14 protein-coding genes are annotated in these 22556 nt (G+C 64.9%); 8 read left to right on the forward strand and 6 right to left on the reverse strand.

The genetic code is table 11. From position 1 onward, the window contains the following. Nucleotides 1-213: 213 nt before the first annotated feature. The 7 genes from ACZK3J_RS16280 (at nt 214) to ACZK3J_RS16310 (ending at nt 15081) form a co-directional block, all read left to right on the forward strand. Entirely contained in the window at nt 214-3021 is a 2808-nt protein-coding gene (locus tag ACZK3J_RS16280) for a TonB-dependent receptor domain-containing protein (protein ID WP_049460709.1), read from the forward strand. A 169-nt stretch (nt 3022-3190) separates the two neighbouring features. Further along, nucleotides 3191-5218: an alpha/beta hydrolase family protein gene (locus ACZK3J_RS16285; RefSeq protein ID WP_049398711.1), complete on the forward strand. Its 2028-nt coding sequence runs from the start codon at nt 3191-3193 to the stop codon at nt 5216-5218. Between the two features lie 186 nt (nt 5219-5404). Further along, nucleotides 5405-8257: a TonB-dependent receptor plug domain-containing protein gene (locus tag ACZK3J_RS16290; RefSeq protein ID WP_149909470.1), complete on the forward strand. Its 2853-nt coding sequence runs from the start codon at nt 5405-5407 to the stop codon at nt 8255-8257. A 190-nt stretch (nt 8258-8447) separates the two neighbouring features. Beyond that, nucleotides 8448-10550 (forward strand): M13 family metallopeptidase, encoded by a 2103-nt coding sequence (locus ACZK3J_RS16295; protein WP_478476069.1) that lies wholly within the window; start codon nt 8448-8450, stop codon nt 10548-10550. A gap of 241 nt (nt 10551-10791) precedes the next feature. Next, complete coding sequence (locus ACZK3J_RS16300; protein WP_478476070.1) at nt 10792-12798, forward strand: M13 family metallopeptidase; 2007 nt, start codon at nt 10792-10794, stop codon at nt 12796-12798. Between the two features lie 127 nt (nt 12799-12925). Continuing rightward, nucleotides 12926-13420, forward strand: a complete 495-nt coding sequence (locus ACZK3J_RS16305; RefSeq protein WP_478476071.1) for a VOC family protein — start codon at nt 12926-12928, stop codon at nt 13418-13420. Nucleotides 13421-13497: 77 nt separating this feature from the next. Further along, complete coding sequence (locus tag ACZK3J_RS16310) at nt 13498-15081, forward strand: phytoene desaturase family protein (RefSeq protein WP_049460726.1); 1584 nt, start codon at nt 13498-13500, stop codon at nt 15079-15081. 191 nt (nt 15082-15272) lie between these two features. On the opposite strand, the gene ACZK3J_RS16315 is transcribed toward ACZK3J_RS16310, so the two are convergent. From ACZK3J_RS16315 to ACZK3J_RS16325, 3 genes are all read right to left on the reverse strand, one after another. Continuing rightward, a complete protein-coding gene (locus ACZK3J_RS16315) occupies nt 15273-15947 on the reverse strand; it encodes a rhomboid family intramembrane serine protease (RefSeq protein ID WP_005410509.1) in 675 nt (224 codons plus the stop codon). Nucleotides 15948-16040: 93 nt separating this feature from the next. Next, on the reverse strand, nt 16041-16469 hold the full coding sequence (locus ACZK3J_RS16320; protein ID WP_414578300.1) for an MGMT family protein: 429 nt from the start codon (nt 16467-16469) through the stop codon (nt 16041-16043). Then, entirely contained in the window at nt 16376-17296 is a 921-nt protein-coding gene (locus tag ACZK3J_RS16325) for a DMT family transporter (protein ID WP_164080550.1), read from the reverse strand. Before ACZK3J_RS16325 ends, ACZK3J_RS16320 begins: the two co-directional genes overlap by 94 nt. A 414-nt stretch (nt 17297-17710) precedes the next feature. Here ACZK3J_RS16325 and ACZK3J_RS16330 point away from each other — a divergent pair, with 414 nt between their 5' ends. Next, nucleotides 17711-18616: an IS110 family transposase gene (locus tag ACZK3J_RS16330; RefSeq protein ID WP_478476072.1), complete on the forward strand. Its 906-nt coding sequence runs from the start codon at nt 17711-17713 to the stop codon at nt 18614-18616. 72 nt (nt 18617-18688) lie between these two features. Here the strand turns inward: ACZK3J_RS16330 and gorA are convergent, their stop codons facing one another. The 3 genes from gorA to ACZK3J_RS16345 are packed head-to-tail and all read right to left on the reverse strand — an operon-like array spanning nt 18689 to nt 22542. Beyond that, a complete protein-coding gene (gorA, locus tag ACZK3J_RS16335) occupies nt 18689-20047 on the reverse strand; it encodes a glutathione-disulfide reductase (RefSeq protein ID WP_478476073.1) in 1359 nt (452 codons plus the stop codon). Further along, nucleotides 20044-21294 (reverse strand): NAD(P)/FAD-dependent oxidoreductase, encoded by a 1251-nt coding sequence (locus ACZK3J_RS16340; RefSeq protein WP_414578561.1) that lies wholly within the window; start codon nt 21292-21294, stop codon nt 20044-20046. The genes gorA and ACZK3J_RS16340 overlap by 4 nt, the downstream gene beginning before the upstream one ends. A 3-nt stretch (nt 21295-21297) precedes the next feature. Continuing rightward, nucleotides 21298-22542 (reverse strand): DUF418 domain-containing protein, encoded by a 1245-nt coding sequence (locus tag ACZK3J_RS16345; protein ID WP_049398730.1) that lies wholly within the window; start codon nt 22540-22542, stop codon nt 21298-21300. Nucleotides 22543-22556 lie beyond the last annotated feature (14 nt).

Consider the following 22556-nt stretch of genomic DNA (forward strand, 5'->3'; position numbering starts at 1 on the left):
ATATCGCCATCTTTTGAAACACTCCAAAACAATTGGCGTTAGTCATTGATATACCGCCATTTTTCAGGCAAAAGCCCGATTGACGAAATGACGATCGTGTGTTCCCTGCGTTAAGTGCGTGTTACGGTCCGGCTGAATGGAATGCAACTGAACAGATCGTTAAGCCGACACGGAAGCCGGTAGCCAAGACATCGCTCACTACGGGGATTTTCCATGTCTCGCCATCGTTCCACACTCTCGCGCCACCCACTGACGCTCGCCCTGCTCGGCACACTGCTCGCCTCCGGCACGGCCCTGGCGCAAAGCGGCAACGCACCGACCCAGCTTGACCGCGTGACGGTCACCGGTTCGCTGATTCCGCAGACCGAGATCGAGAACCACACACCGGTCCTGACCGTGACCGCCGAGGACATCCAGACCCGCGGCTTCACCAGCGTTGCCGATGTCCTGCAGCAGTCCTCGCTGTCCACTGGCGGCCTGCAGGGTGGCCAGACCTCGGCCTCGTTCACCCAGGGCGCCGAAGCCGCCGGCATGTTCGGCCTCAGCCCGGGTTACACCAAGTACCTCATCAACGGCCGCCCGATGCTTTCATATCCGGCGCTGTACAACGGCGGCGATACGTTCAACAACATCAGCGGCATTCCGATCGACATCGTCGAGCGCATCGAGATCCTGCCGGGCGGCCAGTCCTCACTGTATGGCTCCGATGCGATCGCTGGCGTGGTCAACATCATCCTCAAGGAACGCATGGATGGTGGCGTCCTCAACGTCCGTGGCGGCGCCTACAGCGAAGGCGGCGGCAACAGCTTCCGCTTCAGCGGCGCCCGCGGCTTCAATGGTGTCGATGACCGCTTCCACGCGCTGGTCAACGTGCAGTACGAAAAGACCAGCCCGATCTGGGGCTACCAACGCGATCTGACCAAGGTCAACAACCCCGACGGCTACAGCCCGCAGTACGTTTCCAACGATTTCCTGGTGCTGCTGCCGGCCAACAACAACCGTTACGCAATGATGGACCCGAACCTGTGCGCCAACGTCGCCGGGCAGTTCGATGGCACCACCGTGCTCGGCACCCGCCCCACCGGCCAGGCATGCGGCTCGACCTATGGCACCGGCTACAAGACCATCAAGAACGGCAAGGAAAGCGCGCAGATCTACAGCTCTGCCACCTTCGACGTGAATGACAATTTCCAGCTGTTCGGCGATGCGCTGTACAGCCTGGAAGAGGTCAAGTACGCGACGGGTTCCGGCTACACCTGGTGGGGCACCTCTTCCGGTTGGGGCCGCTTCTACGACCAGGCCAGCGGCCAGTACATGAACCTGCAGCGCGTGTTCGCCCCGGAAGACATCGGCGGCGCCGGCTACCGCGACATCATGAACACCGACCGCAACAAGGCCTATCAGGTGACGCTGGGCGGCCGCGGCACGGCCGGCAACTGGGACTACAGCCTCAGCTTCACCCGCGGCGAGTACAAGCTGACCGAGCGCAACTTCGTGCGCTGGAATGACCCGATCAACGATTACTTCGAACAGCGCGTGCTCGGCCCGGTGCTGGGAACCACCAGCACCGGCTACGACATCTACAGCCCGAACTGGGAAGCGTTCTACGCGCCGCTGCCGGCCGGTGACTTCCAGACCTTCACCGGCTACAGCTACAGCCAGAGCCGCACCTGGCAGAACCTGGCCCGTGCACAGGTCACCAATGGATCACTGTTCAAGCTGCCCGGTGGCGACGCCGGCCTGGCCGTGGTCGTTGAAGGTGGAAGCGAAGGCTGGGACTACAGCCCCGATCCGGGCCTGATGGATGGCAGCGTCTGGGGCACCACGGCGGTCTCCGGTGCTGGCCACCGTAGCAACTATGCGGTGACCGGCGAACTGCGCCTGCCCCTGCATGACATGCTGACGGTGACCGGTTCCGGTCGCTACGACGCCTTCAAGATCGGCAGCAACACCGTCGACAAGTCCACCTACAGCATCGGCGTCGAGTTCCGTCCGATCGAAAGCCTGCTGTTCCGCGGCAAGTACGGTACGGCGTTCCGCGCTCCGACGCTGTCCGACGCGTTCCAGGGCCGTAGCGGCTACTACGCCAACGGCTCCACCGACTACTACCGTTGCGGCCAGTTGGGCTACGACCCGGCCAACACCACCGGCTGCCCGTATGACAGCGTCTCGGTGTTCGGCACCCGCGCCGGCAACCCGGACCTGGAACCGATCACCGCCGACGTCTGGAATGCAGGTGTTGTGTGGGCACCGATCAACAACCTGTCGCTGTCGGTGGACTACTACAACTGGAAGATCAAGAACGAGGTCGATACGCTCAGCTCCGACCAGCTGCTGCTGGCCGAGTACTACTGCCGTGGCGGCCAGGCCAACAACACCTCGGCCAGCTGCCAGAACGTCAACGACTGGATCACCCGCGATGCGTCCGGCGTGCTGGACGAGATCTACACCCCGAAGATGAACGTCGCCCGCCAGAACCTGGAAGCGCTGACCGCCAGCTTCAAGTACGTGCACGACATGGGCCGCTTCGGTTCGCTTCAGTTCTCGGGCAACTACACCGACATGCTCAAGCGCGAACTGCAGCCGCAGCCGGGCGATGAGTTCCTGGACCTGCTGCGTGACCCATACGCGATGTGGGTATACGACTCGTACGCCAAGGTGCGCGCCGATGGTTCGGTCGGCTGGGCCAAGGACAAGTGGACCACCACCCTGTACGCCAACTACATTGGCAAGACGCCGAACTACATGGCGTACGTGGGCAATGGCTACGACTACGTCCACAGCTCCGGCTACAAGGCAGGCAAGTGGGGCTCCTACACCACTTACAACCTGAGCGTGAACTACCGTGCATTGGACAACCTGACCCTGTCGCTGATGGTCAACAACGTGTTCAACAAGATGCCGGACAACCAGCGCTTCAGCTTCGCCGGCACCAGCGGCCAGCCGTACAACAATTACCTGTACAACGCCTACGGGCGTGCCATCTATGTGCAGGCCAAGTACGAGTTCGGCGATCACTGATCCAGGCCCTTGCCGCACCAAAGACCCCGCCCCCGGCGGGGTCTTTTTTTGCTGGTCGCCCCTCCAGGGCGTGACGCGCGCCCGGGCATTCACGCCAAGTTGACTGGATTCACGTCTTCGTTCATCTTCAGGTCATATTGATGTGCCCGCCACAAGGACCCTGCCGACCATGGAACTGCGCTTGTCCCCCGCCCGCCTTGGCGCCGCCGCACTGGCGGCGCTGTGCATTGCCCCTGCCCTCGCAAGCCCTCTGCCAGCCGAGGATTTCGCCAAGATCCCCACCATCCAGTCGGTCACCATGAGCGCCGACGGCAAGCAGCTGGTCGCGATCGTCGCCGCGCCCGGCAGCGACAACAGCGATACCGCCCTGGCCAACTGGAACCTGGATAACCTCGGCGCCGGCCCGGTCGCCATCACGCCATCCGGTGACCGGATGAAGTTCATCGCGGCAAGCGCACTGAAGGCGGGACGCAACCTCGTCATCGGGCGCCAGGAATGGACAGGCAAACTCGGCGGCTGCGGTGAAGGCAACAGTACGGGAGCCACCAAGACCTTCCTGACCAAGGCCTACCTCACCGACGCCACCCAGACCAAGTTCGACGAGGCTTTCGCCAACAACACCCGCACGCTCGGGGTCAGCCCAGAGACCCTTCGCTGCCTCGAACTTGCGGGTACCGCCTCGCTCGTCCATGGGCTGCCGCTGGATGCAGACAGGGTCATCATCAGCCAGCTCAATGAGGCCACGCTGCAGGCCAACTACTATCGCTTCAACCTGCGCACAGGCCAGACCGAACTGCTGTTCAAGGGCAGCTCCCGCACGTCACCCGGCCTGTTCCATCCCCGCACAGGTGAAGTCCTTACCCAGACCCAGGTCGAATCCGCCGGCTCCGACGATTTCGAACAACGCATTCTGATCAAGAACAGCGCCGGCCAGTTCGAAGTGCACGCCCCCCTGACCACCCGACTGAGCGAACGCTATACGGTGGAAGTCGTCGGCATAGACGATGACAGCGGCAAGCTGTACGTGCTGACCGACCAGTTCTCGGATCTGGTGCAGGCGCGACTGTACGATCCTGCCAAAAAGGAGTTCGACAAGGAGCCTCTGGCCGCCCATCCATCCTTCTCGATCAGTTCACTGATCCTGGGCACGCGCAAGAGCAACTTCAACCAGGTCCTCGGCTTCTATATCGACGGTCCGCAACGACAGGCCGTGTACGTGGATCCGCAGATGAAGGCCCTGCAGGAGGGCCTGCAGAAAGCCTATCCCGGCCTGAGCATCTACATCACCGGCTACAACGACGACCTTTCGCGCGTCCTGTTCACCACGGAAAGCAACCGCAACCCGAAGAGCTACTTCATCCTGGCCGATCGCAAGGATGTCGTGCCACTCGGCAATGAGCGCCCCTGGGTGGACAGCAAGCAGATCGGTGAACAACGCTGGGTGACCTACACCGCACGCGATGGGCTGCAGATTCCAGCGATTCTGGATCTCCCGCCGGGCTGGAAGCAGGGCGACGGCCCGCTGCCGGCACTCGTTCATCCGCACGGCGGGCCGTGGGCACGCGACTACACCGGCTGGGATGCATCAGGCTGGGTGCCGTTCTTCACTTCGCGCGGCTACGCCGTGTTGCGCCCTCAGTACCGCGGCAGCGCCGGCCTTGGCCGCAAGCTCTGGCTGGCAGGTGACGCCGAGTGGGGCCAGAAGATGCAGGACGACAAGGATGACGGCGCCGCCTGGCTCGTCTCACAGGGCATCGCCGCCAAGGACCGTATCGCGATCTTCGGCTATTCCTACGGCGGCTTCGCGGCGGCCGCTGCGACAGTGCGCAGCCCCTCCCCCTACCAGTGCGCCATCGCGGGCGCCCCGGTCACCGATCTTGGCCGGCTGGGCACCTCCTGGAGCCAGAACCGCCTGCAACGCATTCTGCAGGGGCGCACGGTGAAGGGCATGGACCCGATGCAGAACACCGCGAAGGCCACGATTCCTCTGCTGACCTTCGTCGGCGACCGTGACGTACGCACGCCGTCCTTCCATGCGAGGAACTTCTACAACGGCGTACAGGGCAAGGTGCCGGCCCGGTTCGAGCTGATCCCCGACATGCCGCACAGCATGCCGTGGTACCCCGTGCACTTCCGGACGACATTGACGCTCATGGCCGACTACCTGAGCAAGGATTGCGGCCCCGGCGGCCTCTGATCCCTCCCCGGGCACCCTCGCTTTCACCAAGCCCCTGCCGGCCAGGCAGGGGCTTTTTCATGCCCCAAATGCTGAATTTCCCTATAACAACAGCAAGTTAAGAGATTTTAATATTCATGTTGCATTTACTTTACGCGACTCATACACTCCATTAACCGAAGCATAACAAGTGGGGATCAAACCGAAATGCGCAACGCCAACCGCCAATATAAGCCAAGCCGCGTCCCGTTGACTCTTGCTGTGCTGGCCTGCCTGCAGGTCGCACCGGCTCTGGCCCAGGAATCCACCCAGCAGGAAGCAAAGGCGTCAAGCAGCTCAAGCACTTCCACCCGCGCAACCGATCTTGACAAGGTCACAGTCACCGGCTCCCTGATCCGCCGTGCGGACTACGAGACCACTTCGCCGGTGTTCACCATCAACGCCGAAACCAACGCGAAGCAGGGCCAGGTCAACGTGGCCGAGTTCCTGCAGAAGTCGGCCATCGGTTCGGCCGAAACCCAGATCACCCACCAGTTCGGCGGCTTCGTCGTGGACGGCGGCACCGGCGTACAGACCGTGTCGCTTCGCGGCCTGGGCGCCAACCGCACCCTGGTGCTGCTCGATGGCCAGCGCCCCGGCCCGGCCGGTACCCGTGGCGCCGTCGGCGCCTTCGACCTGAACGTCATTCCCACCGCCATCCTGCAGCGTGCCGAGATCGTGAAGGACGGTTCGTCCTCGATCTATGGTTCCGACGCCGTGGCCGGTGTGGTCAACCTGATCACCAAGAAGAACATCGAGCGCCCGGAGCTGACCGTTACCGGCCGCGTCCCGACCGAAGGCGGCGGTGAAGTGTTCTCGGCGTCGCTGGCCAATGGCTGGAACTTCGAGAAGGGCAGCATCATCGCTGCCGTCGAGTGGTATCAGCACAACGAGCTGACCCGCGGCGACCGCGACTTCCTCAACTGCAGCAACGACCTGGTCAAGGACGCCGACGGCAACCGCATCGACCGCGAAGATCGTTCGCTCAATGCCGGTACGCCGCTGGCCAACTGCGTCAACATGCTGCACAACGTGGTCGACATCGGCAGCACCCGCTATGTGCCGTCGGGTGATGGCACCACTGTCGGCCCGCTGCCGGGCTACCGCCCGCGCAAGACCCAGAGCTACGCGCGCGGCCAGGCCTTCTTCGATGAGCCGGTGAACTTCGCGCGCTGGGGCCAGGGCCACATCATCAACAAGCAGGAGCGGAAGACCGCCTACGTGGCCACCGACTTCGGCTTCGATTCGGTCAACTGGAAGACCCAGTTCCTGTTCAACCGTCGCGAAACCGAGACGTTCTCCTGGCGCCAGTTCTTCCCGTATGCCTACATCCCGGGTACCGAGATCGTCGCCAACCCGGTGATGCTGTTCAAGTCCCAGCAGGATGTCACCGTCGATTACTTCTACGCCGCCACCAAGCTTGACGGCCTGTTCAAGGGCACCGACACCTGGGCGTGGGAAGTCAACGCGAACTTCAGCCACTCCAGTGGCAAGTACGGCAATCTGGCCATCCAGGCCTCCAAGAGCGGCGACCTGGACTACACCGACGCGCCGCCGGCGGTGAACTACTTCGACCCGGACTACCTGAGCGGCCGCAAGGTCGACGAGCTGGTCGACAAGCTCGGTGCGTGGGACTGGGGCAAGACCACTTACAAGCAGGCTACCATCAACGCCGTCGTCAGCGGCGACCTGTTCGAGATGCCGGCCGGTGCGGTCGGTTTTGCGGGCGGCCTGGAATACCGCTATTACTCGCTCAACGACCAGCCGAGCGAACTGTCCCGCACTGGCGACATCTGGGGCTCGTCCTCGGCTGATGTGACCAAGGGCAACGACAAGGTCAAGGAAGCCTTCGTCGAGTTCGACGTGCCACTGCTGAAGGGCCTGCCGGCGGTGGAATCGCTGAGCCTGAACGCCTCGGGTCGCGTGTTCAAGTACGACAACGTTGCCGATTCGGACAATGTCTGGAAGGTCGGCTTGAACTGGCAGGTCATTCCGTCGCTGCGTCTGCGCGGTTCGATCGGCACCTCCTACCGCGCGCCGGGCCTGTATGAGCTGTACCTTGGCAACGAGACTGGTTTCTTCCAGCAGGCGAACGATCCGTGCGTACGCTGGGGTGAAAGCTCCAATACCAATTACCAGGCCAACTGTGCGGCCGCAGGTATCCCGGCCGACTATGCCGGCGGCGGCAGCAGCGGCACGGTGTACCGCCAGGGCGGTGGTAATTCGCTGATTCCGGAAACTTCGCGTGCGAAGACCGCCGGTATCGTGTTCACCCCGACCTTCGCCAACCTGAGCGTGGCCATCGATTACTTCGACTACGAAGTGAGCAATGAAATCGCGCAGCTGGGCAGCACCAACGTCATGCGTGGCTGCTACGGCGGCACGGTGTACCCGAACAGCTACTGCGATCTGCTGACCCGCAATCCGGCCAGTGCTACCCAGCCGTATGCGGTGACCCAGATCCAGAACAAGTTCATCAACATCAACAAGCAGCGCACCCGTGGCTACGACCTGACCGCAAACTTCGACCACGATTTCTCGTTCGGCAAGTTCTCGGCCGAGACCCAGGTCACCTACACGATCGAAGACACCCAGGAAGTGTTCTCCAGCGCAGCTGCAAGCGGCCTGGAATCCTCGGAGCTGCTGGGTGACATCGGCCGTCCGAAGGTGGTGGGCAACCTGGCGCTGAGCCTGACCCGTGGTGACTGGTCGTACAACTGGCTGACCACCTACATCCACAAGACCGAAGACATCGATCTGAGCCCGGTGTTCACCTACCAGGGTCGTCCGAACTCCTATCGTGACATCGTGGCCGACTCGCGCATCTACCACACCGCTTCGGTCAGCTACGCGCAGGCCGATTGGGAAATCCTGGTGGGCGTCAGCAACATCTTCAACAAGACCCCGCCGTTGGTTTCCATCGGTGTCGCCGATTCCCGCTACGGCAACGTACCGGCCTTCGCCACCCAGTACGACTACTACGGCCGCACCCCGTTCGTGCGTCTGAAGTACAAGTTCTGATCCACGCGTGACCGCAGTACCCCGACAGACCCGGCTTTTGCCGGGTCTGTCTTTTCCGGCCCACGAAGCGGCCCCCTTGCGCCCGGCCATGACCTTCGACACCCTTGCAGGGCAGGCCGGCGGCGTATTGTTCGGCCCACGGCCGTCCCCGCGGCCCTTCCCTGACTCACTCGGCCTGGAGGCCATCAAAGTGACCCGTACTCCCAAGATCGTGCTGCTGACCCTGGCCGTTTCGGCCGCGCTGGTCGGCTGCGGCAAGAACGAAACCCCGGCCAAGGATGCCACCGCCTCCACGCCGGCTGCGGCCGAAGCCACCAACTACACGCTGGACGAGAGCAAGCTGCCGGCCTACAACGCCTTCCAGCCCAGCGATCTGGATGCCAGCAAGGACGCCTGTGGCGCCTTCGGCGACTACGTGAACAGCAAGTGGCTGGCCGCCAATGAAATTCCGGGCGACCGCACCAGCTGGGGCGCGTTCACCATCCTCGACGAGCGTTCGGTGGCCGTGCAGCACCAGCTGGCTGAACAGGTCGCGCAGGTCAAGAACCCGAACCATATCGAGAAGATCGTCGGCGACCTGTGGGCCACCGGCATGGACGAAGCCAAGATCAATGCCCAGGGCATCGAGCCGCTGAAGGCCGACCTGACCGCGATCGACGGCCTGCAGGACAAGGCGGCCATCGCCGACTACCTGCGCAGCAACGCGGCCAAGGGTGACAACGTCCTGTTCGGCTTCGGCGCCGAAGCCGACTTCAAGAACTCGGCCGTCAACCTGGCCTACGCCAGCCAGGGCGGCCTGGGCCTGCCGGACAGCACCTACTACACCGATGCCAAGAACGCCGACAAGCTGAAGGCCTACCAGGCGCACGTCGCCAAGGTGCTGGAGCTGTCCGGCGTCGCCGCTGCCGACGCTGCCAAGCAGGCCGAGGACGTGGTCAAGTTCGAGACCCGCCTGGCCAAGGCCTCCAAGTCGCGCGTGGAGCTGTCGCGCAACGTCGAGCTGTACTACAACCCGGTCACCCTGGCCGACGCGGACAAGCTGACCCCGAACTTCAGCTGGACCGAGTTCTTCAAGTCGCAGGGCGTAGCCGCGCCGGAGAAGTTCTCGCTGGCCATGCCGGCCTTCCATGAGGAAGTGAGCAAGGCGCTGGGTGATACCGATCCGTCGGTGTGGCGCGCCTACCTGCGCTTCCACACCGTGGACAGCGCCTCGCCGTACCTGGCCGATGCCTTCGTGCAGGAGAACTACGAGTTCTACGGCAAGACCCTCAATGGCCAGAAGGAACAGAAGCCGCGCTGGAAGCGCGTGCTGGGCACCATCGAGAACGACGCCGGTGAAGCCTTCGGCCAGCTGTACGTGAAGGTTGCCTTCTCGCCGGAAGCCAAGGCGAAGATGGAAGAGCTGGTGAAGAACCTGGCCGCTTCGCTGAAGGAACGCATCCAGGGCCTGAGCTGGATGAGCGATGAAACCAAGGCCAAGGCCATCGCCAAGTGGGAAACCTTCACCCCGAAGATCGGTTACCCGGACAAGTGGCGTGACTGGGCGGGCCTGCAGACCCAGCGCGACAGCTACCTGGGCAATGTGCGCGCAGCCAGTGAGTTCAACTACAAGTTCAACCTGTCCAAGATTGGCAAGCCGGTGGACAAGACCGAGTGGGGCATGACCCCGCAGACGGTCAACGCCTACTACAACCCGCTGCAGAACGAGATCGTGTTCCCGGCCGCCATCCTGCAGCCGCCGTTCTTCGATCCGAAGGCCGACGACGCACTGAACTATGGCGGCATCGGTGCGGTGATCGGCCACGAAATGACCCACGGTTACGACGACCAGGGTGCACGCTTCGGGCCGACCGGCAACATGGAAGACTGGTGGACTGCCGCTGACAAGAAGAACTTCGAAGGCTTGACCGGCAAGCTGGTCAAGCAGTTCGACCAGTACAAGGTCGACGGCCAGGCCGTGAACGGTCACCTGACCCTGGGCGAGAACATCGCCGACCTGGGCGGCCTGGCTACCGCCTACGACGCCCTGCAGAAGGCCTCCGCCGGCAAGGAAGATGCAAAGGTCGATGGCTTCACCCGCGACCAGCGCTTCTTCTTCAACTGGGCCACCGTGTGGCGCACCAAGTACACCCCGGAAAACGCCAAGGTCCGCCTGGCCACTGACCCGCACGCGCCGGCGCAGTTCCGCGCCATGGGTGCGCCGTCGAACCTGCCGACCTTTGCCGCGGCCTTCCAGTGCAAGGCCGGTTCGCCGATGGCCCGCGCCGGCGAGCAGCAGGTGGTGATCTGGTAAGCCCTGGCTGATGCCAAGGTAGACCTGCAGAGGCCCGGGAACTCCCGGGCCTTTGTTTTTTGCGGCGCCCGTCATCCACGCATGGCGTGGATCTGCTGCGCCTGTGCAGGCCCACGCCATTGGCAGATGCCGACCTTGGTCGGCGCACGGCACGGCGGATGCGCCGTGATGCGTGCATGCCGCGCCCATGCGCGGCTTGCTATAGTGCGCGCGCCCTCAATCCATCACGGATTCGTTCCACATGCCCAATTTCCGTCCGCTTGCCATCGCCCTGGGCATCAGCCTGGCGACTCTGGTCCCGACCCACGATGCCTTCGCCGCCAAGAAAAAGGCCGCGCGTGCCCCGGCTGTCAGTGCCCAGTGCAGCGACTTCTACGACGCCACCAATGCAGGCTGGCTGAAGGCCAACCCGGTGCCGCAGACCGGCGCCACCACCGCGCTGGGCCAGCTGGTCGACCGCAGCCGCCAGCAGCAGCGTGAACTGCTCGACGCAGCGATGAAGGCGCCGCAGGGCAACGTTCAGAAGCTGCTGGGTGACTTCTGGGCCAGTGGCCTGGACGAAGCGGCCGTGGAAGCAGACGGCTCCAACCCGATCGCCCCGCTGCTGACCCGCATCAACGCCATCAAGAAGGCCAAGGATGTGCCGGCCTCGATCGCCGCACTGCACCAGGTCGGCATCCCGGTGGCATTCAATTTCGGCCCCGACGTCGATCTGAAAGCGCTGGACCGTCACATCGGCTACTTCATGCAGGGCGGCATGGGCCTGCCGGATCCGGCGTTCTATACCCGCACCGACGCCGACACCGTGGCGCTGATGGGCCGCTACCGCAACTACGTCAAGCAGATCCTGGCGCTGACCGGCACCCCGGCGGCCAAGCTGGATGCCGAGTCGCAGGCAGTGATCGCGCTGGAAACCGAGCTGGCACGCAATGCACAGTCGCTGGCCGGCATCAACAACCCGTTCAACAACTACGCGCCGATCTCCACCAAGGAGCTCAACAGCCGCTACCGCAACCTGCAGCTGGATGCCTTCCTGAAGGCACAGGGCGTGGATGACGACCTGGCCTCGCTGGCCGACCCGGGCCTGTTCAAGCAGCTCGACGGCATGGTCACCAAGCTCAAGCCGGACCAGTGGAAGGCCTACCTGCGCTGGCGCGTGGGCGACTCGATGGCGCCGTACCTGTCCAAGGCCTACCGCGACGCCGAGTTCGAATTCCGCGGCCGCGTGCTGCGTGGCGAAACCCTGCCGCCGCAGCGCTGGGAAGACGTGCTGGAGGCGATCAACGTGGCCGCTGGCCCGATGGTCGGTCGCGAATACGCCGCACGTTATCTGTCCGCCGAAGATCGTCGCCAGGCGGCATGGATCGTCGACAAGGTGCGCGAAGTGCAGATTGAAGCGGTCAAGAACAGCAGCTGGATGAGCACCGAAGCCAAGGCCGAAGCGCAGGCCAAGCTGGCTGCGCTGAAGATCGAGATCGGCACCCCGCTGCGCGACCTCGACTACAGCGTGCAGCCGATGGGCCGCGGTTCGTTCGGTGGCAACATGCTGATTGCTTCGACCTGGCGCCATCGCGAGGAAATGAAGCGCATCGGCAAGGGCAACGCCGACCGTCGCTGGGACGTGCTGCCGCAGCAGCCTTCGCTGGCCTACGATCTGGCCCAGAACCGCCTGATCGTCACCGCCGCGATCCTGCAGGGCCCGGTGTTCAACGCCAAGGCCGACGCTGCCGACAAGTTCGGCAGCTTCGGTGGCCTGGTCGGCCATGAGCTGACCCGCGCGATCGATGCCAAGGGCGCGCTGGTCGACGCCAAGGGCGAGCTGCGCAGCTGGTGGACCCCGGCCGACAAGACCGCCTGGACCCTGCTCGGTAACCGCGTGGCCGCGCAGTACAGCGCCTACGACTTCCCGGGCGTGAAGGGTGCCAAGGTCAACGGCACGCTCACCCAGGAAGAGAACCTGGCCGACATCGCCGGTCTGGAACTGGCCTGGGCGGCGTATGTCGCGCAGGAGCCGAAGGCCAAGCAGGCCCAGCAGCAGGGCTTCTTCCGCGCCTGGTCTGCGCTGTGGGCGCAGCAGCTGGCGCCGAACGAAGCCGTGCGCCGCCTGACCGCCGACATCCGTGCACCGGGCCTGTGGCGCAGCAACGGCACGCTGGCCAACCTGCCGGCCTTCGGCGCCACCTTCAGCTGCAAGGCCGGCCAGCCGATGCAGCGAAGTGAAGCCGAGCAGATCAAGGTCTGGCGCTGATCCAGCTGCCACACGGGTAATGCAGAGGGCGCCTTCGGGCGCCCTCCTTTTGCTGCAGGTGCAGCACGATCCCGGATTAACACCGCGCATGCTATCGCTGCGGCTTCGTCCAACGTGGAGCCCCGACATGGCACACAAGAACACGATCTGTGTCTGGTATGACAACGGCGCACTCGAGGCCGCCACCTTCTACGCCAGTATCCTGCCCGACAGCGCGGTGACCGCCGTGCATCACGCCCCCGGTGACTATCCGGACGGCAAGGAAGGCAACGTACTGACCGTTGAATTCACGGTCTGCGGCATCCCCTGCGTCGGCCTCAACGGCGGCACCGCGTTCAAGCACAGCGAAGCGTTTTCCTTCCAGATCCAGACCGAGGACCAGGCCGAGACCGACCGCCTGTGGAATGCGATCGTCGGCAACGGTGGCCAGGAGAGCCAATGCGGCTGGTGCAAGGACCGCTGGGGCATTTCCTGGCAGATCAGCCCGCGCACGCTCATCGAAGCGGTGACCAGCCAGGACAAGGCACTGGCCAAGCGCGCATTCAACGCGATGATGCCGATGAAGAAGATCGACATCGCCACCATCGAAGCAGCGATCAAAAAAGGGGACGGAGGGGATTAAGTCGTTTTTCCCCATTGCCGGTGACCCCATGCGAATTGCGACTTAATCCCCTCCGTCCCCTTTTTCGCGAGGTGCAGATGACCTGGGATGCGATCATCGTTGGCGGTGGCCACAACGGCCTGGTCTGCGCGGCCTATCTGGCGCGTGCCGGAAAGAAGGTGCTGGTGCTGGAACGTCGCGGCGTTCTTGGCGGCGCTGCGGTCACCGAGGAATTCCATCCCGGCTTCCGCAATTCAGTCGCCTCGTACACGGTCTCGCTGCTGCAGCCGAAGGTGATCGACGACCTGCAGCTGCATGCGTATGGGCTGCGCATCGTCGCGCGCCCGGCCAACAACTTCCTGCCATTGCCCGACGACCGCTATCTGTTGTCGGCACCTGGCCGCACTCAGGCCGAAGTGGCGAAGTTCTCCGAGCGGGATGCGCAGCGCTTGCCCGCGTACGAGGAACGCCTGGAAATCTTCGCCGACGTACTGCGCGCATGGGCTCTGCGCGCGCCGCCCGACCTGGGTGTAGCAGGCGGTTGGCGTGCGCTGCCCGCACTATGGCAGATGGGGAAACTCGGCCGCGAACTGGCGGCGCTGGATGCGCCACTGCGGCAGGAACTGCTGGACCTGTTCACGCTGTCGGCGGCGGAGTACCTGGACCGTTGGTTCGAGAGCGAGCCGATCAAGGCGCTGTTCGGCTTTGATGGCATCGTCGGCAACTACGCAAGCCCGTATACAGCGGGCAGTGCCTACGTGCTGCTGCACCACGTATTCGGCCAGTGCAATGGCGTAAAGGGTGCGTGGGGCCACGCGATCGGCGGCATGGGCGCGATCAGCCAGGCCATCGCCAGTGCGGCGCGCGAGGCCGGGGCCGAACTGCGCGTGGATGCCGGTGTGCAACAGGTACTGACCGAACAAGGCCGCGTCGTGGGGGTGGAACTGCCCAACGGCGAAACCCTACGCGCACGCGCGGTGGTGGCCAACGTCAATCCGAAGCTGCTGTACGAACAGCTGCTGGAGCCGACGCAGGTACCCGCTGCCACACGCGAACGCATGACGAACTGGCGCTGCGGTTCCGGCACCTTCCGGATGAACGTGGCGCTGTCGCGGTTGCCGGACTTCCGTGCCCTGCCCGGCCCCGGCGATCACCTCAGCGCCGGCATCATCATGGCCCCCAGCCTGGACTACATGGACCGCGCCTGGCTGGATGCGCGCCGCGAAGGCTGGTCGCGCGAACCGATCGTAGAGATGCTGATTCCGAGCACGCTGGATGATTCACTGGCGCCGCGCGGGCAGCATGTGGCCAGCCTGTTCTGCCAGCACGTGGCGCCGGTACTGCCCGACGGGCGCCACTGGGATGATCACCGTGAGACTGTGGCGGACCTGATGATTGCCACCGTCGAACGGTATGCGCCCGGCTTTGCCGGCAGCGTGCTCGGTCGGCAGGTGCTGTCGCCGCTGGATCTGGAACGCACCTTCGGCCTGGTCGGCGGCGACATTTTCCATGGCGCGCTCAGTGCCAACCAGCTGTTCTCGGCTCGACCGATGGTCGGCCAGGCCGGCTACCGCGGCGCCCTTCCGGGGTTGTATCTGTGTGGGTCGGGTACCCATCCCGGTGGCGGTGTGACCGGTGCGCCCGGGCACAATGCCGCGCAGGTGGTGTTGCAGGATATGTAGAGCCTCGCCATCGTGGAGGCGCGTGTACCCCGTCGCCTGCATCATCTGCTGTTGGTAGGTGCCAACCTTGGTTGGCACGAGGCAGCAAAGCGTGCCGACCAACGGTCGGCACCTACAGCGTCAAATGATCCCATTCAAAGCGTGCCAACCAAGGTTGGCACCTACCCGCGTGAAGCGAGGCGCATCGCGCCTCACTTCACGCTGCGCAGATGGTTGGGGCGCTTCGGCGGGCCAGGCGGGCGGCGCTTGTTGAACGGCGGCTGCCCGCGCCAGTAGCGGATCAGCAACCAGCCGAACAGCATGCCACCGAGGTGCGCGAAGTGGGCCACGCCGGGCTGCCAGCCGGTCATGCCCAGCACCAGCTCGCCCACACCGAACAGGATCACGAAGGTACGCGCCTTCATCGGGATCGGCGGGAACAGCAGCATCACCCGCTGGTTGGGGAACAGCATGCCGTAGGCCAGCAGCAGGCCGAACACGCCACCGGAAGCACCCAGCACCGTGGCCGGGTTTTCCAGCAGCGTACCCACCAGCAGCTGGCAGACACCGGCACCGGCCACGCACACCAGGTAATACAGCAGGAAGCGCTTCTCGCCCCAGGTCTGCTCCAGCGGCGCGCCGAACATGAAGACCGCCAGCATGTTGAAGAACAGATGGCCGAAGCTGCCATGCAGGAAGCCGTAGGTCAGCAGCTGCCAGGGCTGGAAGTTGCCGCCCGGCGAGAATGCGTCGAAGCCCTGCTGAAGGGGTTGCAGCATGAACGGCTCGAAGGTCTGCATGCCGAGCAGGAACGGCTGCTGCAGCAGGAACAGGATCGCGTTGGCGATCAGCAGGGCCTTGGTGACGGTTGGCAGTCGCGGGAACATGGGAGCACCGGCATGGAACGGCCTCCATCATAGCCGCAGCACCGTGTCTTGTTGGCGACCGGCAGGCGCGGCCTGTTCAGTCGCCAGCGGTGCTCAGCCCGGACCCCACACAGCGGCATCCAGTGCTGCCGCCGGATCAGTCGCCGTCATCCGCACCCGGCCGTTCTCCACCACCACGCCCTCCGCGCGCAACCGCTGTGACTGCTCGCGCCAACCAGCCGAACCTTCCTCCATGGCAATGCGCCCATCCGAGCGCAGCACGCGATGCCAGGGCAGGTCCGGGTCGTCGTTCTGGCCCAGGATGCGCGCGGTCAGGCGCGCACGCCCGGGCAGGCCCGCGCGCAGCGCCACCTGCCCATAGCCCATCACCTGCCCCGCCGGGATCGCGCGGATCACCGCCAGGATGCGCGCGCGCGCCTGCTCAGGCGTCAGCGCCGCAGGCGGGTTACCAGCAGAACGCCGATCAGCACCAGCACGGTGCCGGCGATCTGCGCCGGCCCCATCGGTTCGTCGAGCAGCCATAGGCTCATCACGATGGTGGAAACAGGGCCCAGCATACCGACCTGCGCGGCCAGCGACGAACCCACGCGCTGCACCGCCAGCATGATCGCCAGCACTGGCAGCACCGTGCACACGGTGGCATTGACCAGCGACAACCACTGCACCGCCGCAGGCGCCTGCCACAACAACGGCAGCGGATGGGTCACCGCGAAATGCAGCAGCACCAGCACGCTGGCCACGCAGCTGGCGTAAGCGGTCAGCCGCACCGCTCCGATACGCGCGACCACCTGCCCGCTGCCGAACAGGTACAGCGCATAGCTGAGCGCACTGCCCAGCACCAGCAGGCTGCCAACGATGATCTGCCCACCCTCGCGCTGCAGGTCATGGCCGAACGCCAGCAGCACGCCCAGATAACTCAGCACCAGCGCGCCGATCTGCCATCGGCCCGGCCGCTGGCGCGCCAGCAGCACGTTGATCAGCAGCACCAGGGTCGGGTTCAAGTACAGGATCAGCCGTTCCAGCGTCACGCTGATGTACTGCAGGCCCTGGAAGTCGAGCAGGCTGGACAGGTAGTAGCCGGTGAAACCCAGCCACAGCACGCGGGCACGGTCGGCCCAGGACAGTGGTTCGGCCCGGCGCGCGGCCCACAGCGCCATCAGTACGAACAGCGGCAGCGCCATCAGCATGCGCAGGGCAAGCAGCGTGGTGGCATCCACGCCGTGACGCAGGCCGAGCTTGACAATGATCGCCTTGCCGGAAGCAGCGATGGCGCCGATCGCGGCCAGGCCGATCCCCCCCAGCGCAATGCGTGGGGAGGCGGTGGCGATACGGGAAGCGGGATTGGACATCAGGACGACGGCGGGCCGCTCGGAGCGGCCCGGGAAAGCGTGGGGGCGCCCATTGTCGCACGGGGGCGTCCGGTGCCCGCCTTGTAGAGTCGAGCCATGCTCGACTGTCTTTCCACCGCAGTCGAGCATGGCTTGTATGTTCCTCCCGGCTCCTACGCGGTATGTAGGAGCCAGGGTGGAGGGACCGTCAAGCATGCATCTGCGGATACTAGCCGACAGACGAGTCGAGCGATCCCCATCCCGCACACGAACGTCGATAAAGGATCGTACGGCCCCCAAAGGGGATCGTCGATGTAGGCAAGCTAACGTCGGTGCGGTACCACCCCAGCCCCTTAAAGATAGCTGGGAGCCGTACAAATGTCTGATTCTCTCGATATTGGCGTGGACGTGGACTCCAAGGAGTTCGTACCGGCAGTGGCCGACCGCAAGGCCGGCGACAGGATCGCCAACACCCGGGCCGGCATAGCCCAGTGGCTCAACACCTTGCCCCAGCGATGCCGGATTGGCATGGAGGCGACGGGGCGGTACTACGAGTTGTTGGCTCGGATGGCTGGCCAGGCAGGCCACGTTGTCTATGTGATCAATCCACGTCTGATCAAGCACTACGGCCGGGCGACGGGCTCGCGTGGCAAGACGGACGCCATGGACGCCGAAGCGATCGCCCGGTACGTGAAGAAGGAGAACGATCGCCTGCGTGAATACGTACCGCGTACCGACGAGCAGCAGCAGATGCACGATTTGCTGCGCAAGCGGCAGACGCTGGTAAAGACACGCGCGCGCCTGGAGCAATCCTTCGGGGTAAGCAAAAGTGCCCCCGGGGAGCTGTCAGATCTGTTCTGCGCTCTGGCTGGGACGCTGTCCGAGCTGGAAAGCGAACTGCAGCGCTTGGGTCGCGATGGAGAGCATGGCACGCTCTACAAGCGCCTGTTGACCATCCCTGGTGTCGGCCCTGCCGTCGCCGCTCACCTGATTTACTACATGACGCGCTGGCCGTTGGCCAACGCCAACGTGTGGATCGCCTGCACCGGCCTGGATCCCCGGCCTAACGAGTCTGGCGGAAGAACGGGACGGCGTCGGCTGTCCAAACAGGGCGCGCCAGTGCTGCGCCAGATGCTCTACATGGCCGCCATGGGGCTCAAGCGGTGTCGTCGGGGGCAACCGCTCTACGACGAGCTGTCAAAACGCGGTCACCCCAGCACCGCCGTCTTCAACATCCTGGCCAGAAAGCTGGCCAGGATCGCCTGGGGTGTCTTCAAAAGCGGCCGGGACTTCGATCCGGCGATGCTGAAGGTGGGTCAAGCCTGCTTCCAGCAGGCTTGACCACGAACATAGGATCTCGACTCTACAAAGAGCGACGGCCGAGCATGGGCTCGGCTCTGCAGCAACCGCAGGTCAGCGCATCAGCACCACTTCCTCGGCCGAGGTCGGGTGGATCGCCACGGTGTCATCGAACTGGGCCTTGGTCGCGCCCATCTTCACCGCCACCGCGAAACCCTGCAGGATCTCGTCGGCCGCTTCGCCCAGCAGGTGGATACCTACCACGCGTTCTTCCGGGCCGGCGCAGACCATCTTGAACAGGCTGCGCTGGGTACCGTTGGCCAGCGCCTGCAGCATCGGTCGGAAACGGCTGTGGTAAACGCTCACCTGGTCGAAACGCGCGCGCGCTTCTTCCTCGCTCATGCCCACCGCACCCAGCGGCGGGTGCGAGAACACCACGCTGGCCACGTTCTCGTAATCCATCTTCGACTGCGGGCGGCCACCGAACAGGCGATCCATCAGGCGCCGCGACGCCGCCACCGCCACCGGAGTCAGGCCAACCTTGCCGGCGATATCACCCACCGCGTGCACGCTCGGCACGCTGGTGGTCTGCCATTCGTCCACCTGCACCTGCTGGTGTTCGCCAATGCCGATGCCGAGCGCTTCCAGGCCCAGATCACGACTGTTGCCGCGGCGGCCGGTGGCGAAGAACACCGCGTCGAACACGCTGTCGAGCGGGCCGTCATGGCCGAACGCACGTACGCGTTCGCCATCGCGCTGCAGTTCGCGCAGGCGATAGCCGAAATGGATGCGCACGCCCTGCTGCTTCAGGTTCTCGGCCAGCTGATCAGTCAGCTCGTAATCGAAGCGATCCAGCAGCCGCTGGCCACGCACCAGCAGGCTCACCTTGCTGCCCAGTGCCTGCAGCAGGCCGGCCAGCTCCACCGCGATGTAACCGCCACCGATGATCGCCACCTCGGCCGGTGCCGCACGCAGATCGAAGAAATCATCGGAGACCAGGCCCAGTTCCGCGCCGGGGATATCTGGACGCAGCGGGTGCGCGCCGGTGGCGATCAGGATGTGCTCGGCGCTGTAACGCACGCCATCACTGCAGGCCACGGTATGCGCATCGAGCAGATGGCCGCGCGCCGGAATGCGCACCACGCTGGTCTCATCCAGGCGTTTGTGGTAGCTGGTGTGGATGTTGCTGATGTAGGCCTGGCGATGGATCACCAGTTCCTTCCACGACAGCGCCGGGCGCGCCTGAACATCGAAGCCCATCGCACTGGCCAGGCCGATGCGCTCGTGCAGGTCGGCCGCCAGCCACATCGCCTTCTTCGGCACGCAGCCGACATTGACGCAGGTCCCGCCCAGCTCACCGGGCTCCAGCATTGCCACGCGCTTGCCATGCTGCGCGGCACGGATCGCACCAGCCAGGCCGGCGGAGCCGCCGCCAAGGACGATCAGGTCGTAATCATAGGGTGCAGTGCTCATCGGAATCGCTCGGGTCGGTAAGGGGCAGGATCGATCGCTGGCGTGCGGCCGCAGACGAGATCGGCGATCAGCTGGCCGGTGCCGGCGCTCATGCTGATGCCGAGCATGCCATGCCCCGCTGCAAGCCAGACGTGAGGATGTGCGGGCGCGCGGCCGATCAATGGCACGTCGTCCACGCTCATGGGGCGCCACCCGCACCACTGCTCCTGCAGCTGCGCACCGCGTGGCGCACGCAGGTAGTGGTCGGCGGCCTGATGCAGGGCCTGCAGGCGGGCCGTGCGCAGCTGCGGGTCGGCACCGGCGAATTCCATGGTGCCGCCCAGTCGCAACGCCTCGCGCCAGGCAATCACGAACACGGAATGGTCCTTCAGCACCACCGGGCGCTGCGGCACCTGCACCGGTCGCGACCAGGTCAGCGAATAGCCCTTGCCGGGCTGGATCGGCACGCGCAGATCCAGTTGCCGTGCCCAGCGCGGCGACCACGGTCCGGTGGCCAGTACCAGCTCGCGTGCGTGCAGCGTGCGTTCGCCGACGTGCACGCGCACACCCTGCGCGTCGGTACTGAAATCCTGCATGTCCGCCTGCTCCTCGATCACCACGCCCTGTGCACGCAGCACGCGCGCCAGTTCGGCGGTGTAGCGGTCCGGACGCAGCTGCGCATCGCCGGGGAAGTGGATCGCGCCGGCAATGCGATCATGGAAAGCTGGATTGTCGCGCGCATAGTCGGCGCCATCGATGCGCGCCGTGGCGATGCCCTGCGCGTTCAGTGCCTCACACTCAGCGGCGTGGTGATCGAAATTGCGGGCATCGCAAAACACGTAGTCCAGACCGCGGGTATCGAATTCGCAGTCCAGCGCATGCACCTGCACCCACTGTGCCAGGCGCAGCCGGGAATCATTCAGCAGCGCAGCGCGGGCGCGCGTGGCCTGCAGCCAGTCGCGCGCATTGCAGCGCGCCCCGAACTGCAGCAACCAACGCCACAGCGTCGGATCCAGCCGCGTACGCACGTACAACGGCGCACGCGGATCGAGCATCCAGCGCAGCGCGCGCAACGGTACGCCAGGCGCAGGCAGCGGCGGCGCGTGGCTGGGGGTGATGGTGCCGCAGTTGCCATGCGAGGTCGCGCCGCCGACACGCCCACGGTCGATCACGCGTACCTGCCGGCCCTGTGCGCGCAGCGCGAGCGCGACGGCCAGTCCAATGGCACCGGCGCCGACCACGATCACATCCTCGCGCGCGCCCTGCATCGATCAGCCCTGCCCGGCCCCGCGCCGCATCGGCGGCCACTGCCGGTAGGTCATCGCACGCCACAGCCATTCCATCGGCCCGAAACGGAAGCGGCGCAACCACGCGTGCGAAATGCCCACCTGCACAGCGAACAGCAGTAGTGCGAACAGCAGCTGCACGCTGCGCGGCATCACCTCGAACCATCCCAGTCCGTAGTGATAGAAAAGCAGCGTGCAGACCAGCGACTGCGCCAGGTAATGGGTCAGCGCCATGCGCCCCACCGGCGCCAGCCAGGCCAGCCGCGTGCGCCAGTGCACGATCCACGCCAGATAGCCCAGGCACATCGGCAGGCCGCCTATGGTCACCAGGCCCATCGCCGCCGTCACCGGAAGGTTGTAGGCGCCCGGTGCCAGGTAGGGTTTCCAGGCAACGCCGATCAACGTGACCAGCAGGCCCAGCGGCAACGCGACCCAGCGCAGCGACGCGTACAGCCGCGGGAAGCGCTCCGGCGCCGCCAGCGCGCCACTGCCGGCGAACCAGCTGCCGATCAGGAACATGCCCAGCACTTCCGGGCCGGTGATCAGCAGCGCCCCCATCGACGTACCGAACTCACTCAGGCGCTGCACATTGGCCTGCGCCCAGCTGCCCTGCCCGTACACCTGCCGCTGCAGCTCAATGCTCCGCTGCGCCTCGGCAAGCATGCCTTGCACATCTTCGGCCGAAGCCATCGACACCATCGCGCCGACCAGCAGCATCATCGCCACACCGCCGAGGTAGACCATCAGCCCCATCCACGGCAGCCAGCTGCGTGGCGCCTCGCGGCAGGCCAGCAGCGGCAACGAGATCAGTGCATACATCACCAGAATGTCGCCGGACCAGACCAGCAGTGCATGGCACAGACCGATCAGCAGCAAGCCAGCGCTGCGGCGCAGGTAGAACGGGGTGAAGTCGCGCCCGGCGGCCTCAGCGCGCTGCGCCATCACCGCGAAGCCGGCACCGAACAGCAACGAGAACAGGGTGAAGAACTTGCCCTGCACGAACACGTAGACAAAGGCATCGGCCCAGTAGTCGATGCCCTGCCAATGCACGTCGATGCCGGTGAACGCCAGGTCCAGCGGCCCGCTGAAGGCCTCGATGTTCATCAGCAGGATGCCCAGCAGCGCAGCACCGCGCAGCACGTCAAGCACGGCGATGCGTTCGCCGGAAGCCACCGGCTGCAGGGAAGGAGAAGCGGCGTTCACAGGGCGTCCGTCGGGCAGGTCCGCCATTATGCCGCCGGCCT

The organism is Stenotrophomonas sp. 86428_Sma (genome assembly GCF_056481585.1).

What these genes read in the sequence shown, in the direction of transcription:
- ACZK3J_RS16280 (WP_049460709.1), top strand. Translation starts at nt 214, where the DNA reads ATGTCTCGCCATCGTTCCACACTCTCGCGCCACCCACTGACGCTCGCC.
- ACZK3J_RS16285 (WP_049398711.1), top strand. Translation starts at nt 3,191, where the DNA reads ATGGAACTGCGCTTGTCCCCCGCCCGCCTTGGCGCCGCCGCACTGGCG.
- ACZK3J_RS16290 (WP_149909470.1), top strand. Translation starts at nt 5,405, where the DNA reads ATGCGCAACGCCAACCGCCAATATAAGCCAAGCCGCGTCCCGTTGACT.
- ACZK3J_RS16300 (WP_478476070.1), top strand. Translation starts at nt 10,792, where the DNA reads ATGCCCAATTTCCGTCCGCTTGCCATCGCCCTGGGCATCAGCCTGGCG.
- ACZK3J_RS16305 (WP_478476071.1), top strand. Translation starts at nt 12,926, where the DNA reads ATGGCACACAAGAACACGATCTGTGTCTGGTATGACAACGGCGCACTC.
- ACZK3J_RS16310 (WP_049460726.1), top strand. Translation starts at nt 13,498, where the DNA reads ATGACCTGGGATGCGATCATCGTTGGCGGTGGCCACAACGGCCTGGTC.
- ACZK3J_RS16315 (WP_005410509.1), bottom strand. Translation starts at nt 15,947, where the DNA reads ATGTTCCCGCGACTGCCAACCGTCACCAAGGCCCTGCTGATCGCCAAC.
- ACZK3J_RS16320 (WP_414578300.1), bottom strand. Translation starts at nt 16,469, where the DNA reads ATGGCTGCTCGACGAACCGATGGGGCCGGCGCAGATCGCCGGCACCGT.
- ACZK3J_RS16325 (WP_164080550.1), bottom strand. Translation starts at nt 17,296, where the DNA reads ATGTCCAATCCCGCTTCCCGTATCGCCACCGCCTCCCCACGCATTGCG.
- gorA (WP_478476073.1), bottom strand. Translation starts at nt 20,047, where the DNA reads ATGAGCACTGCACCCTATGATTACGACCTGATCGTCCTTGGCGGCGGC.
- ACZK3J_RS16340 (WP_414578561.1), bottom strand. Translation starts at nt 21,294, where the DNA reads ATGCAGGGCGCGCGCGAGGATGTGATCGTGGTCGGCGCCGGTGCCATT.
- ACZK3J_RS16345 (WP_049398730.1), bottom strand. Translation starts at nt 22,542, where the DNA reads ATGGCGGACCTGCCCGACGGACGCCCTGTGAACGCCGCTTCTCCTTCC.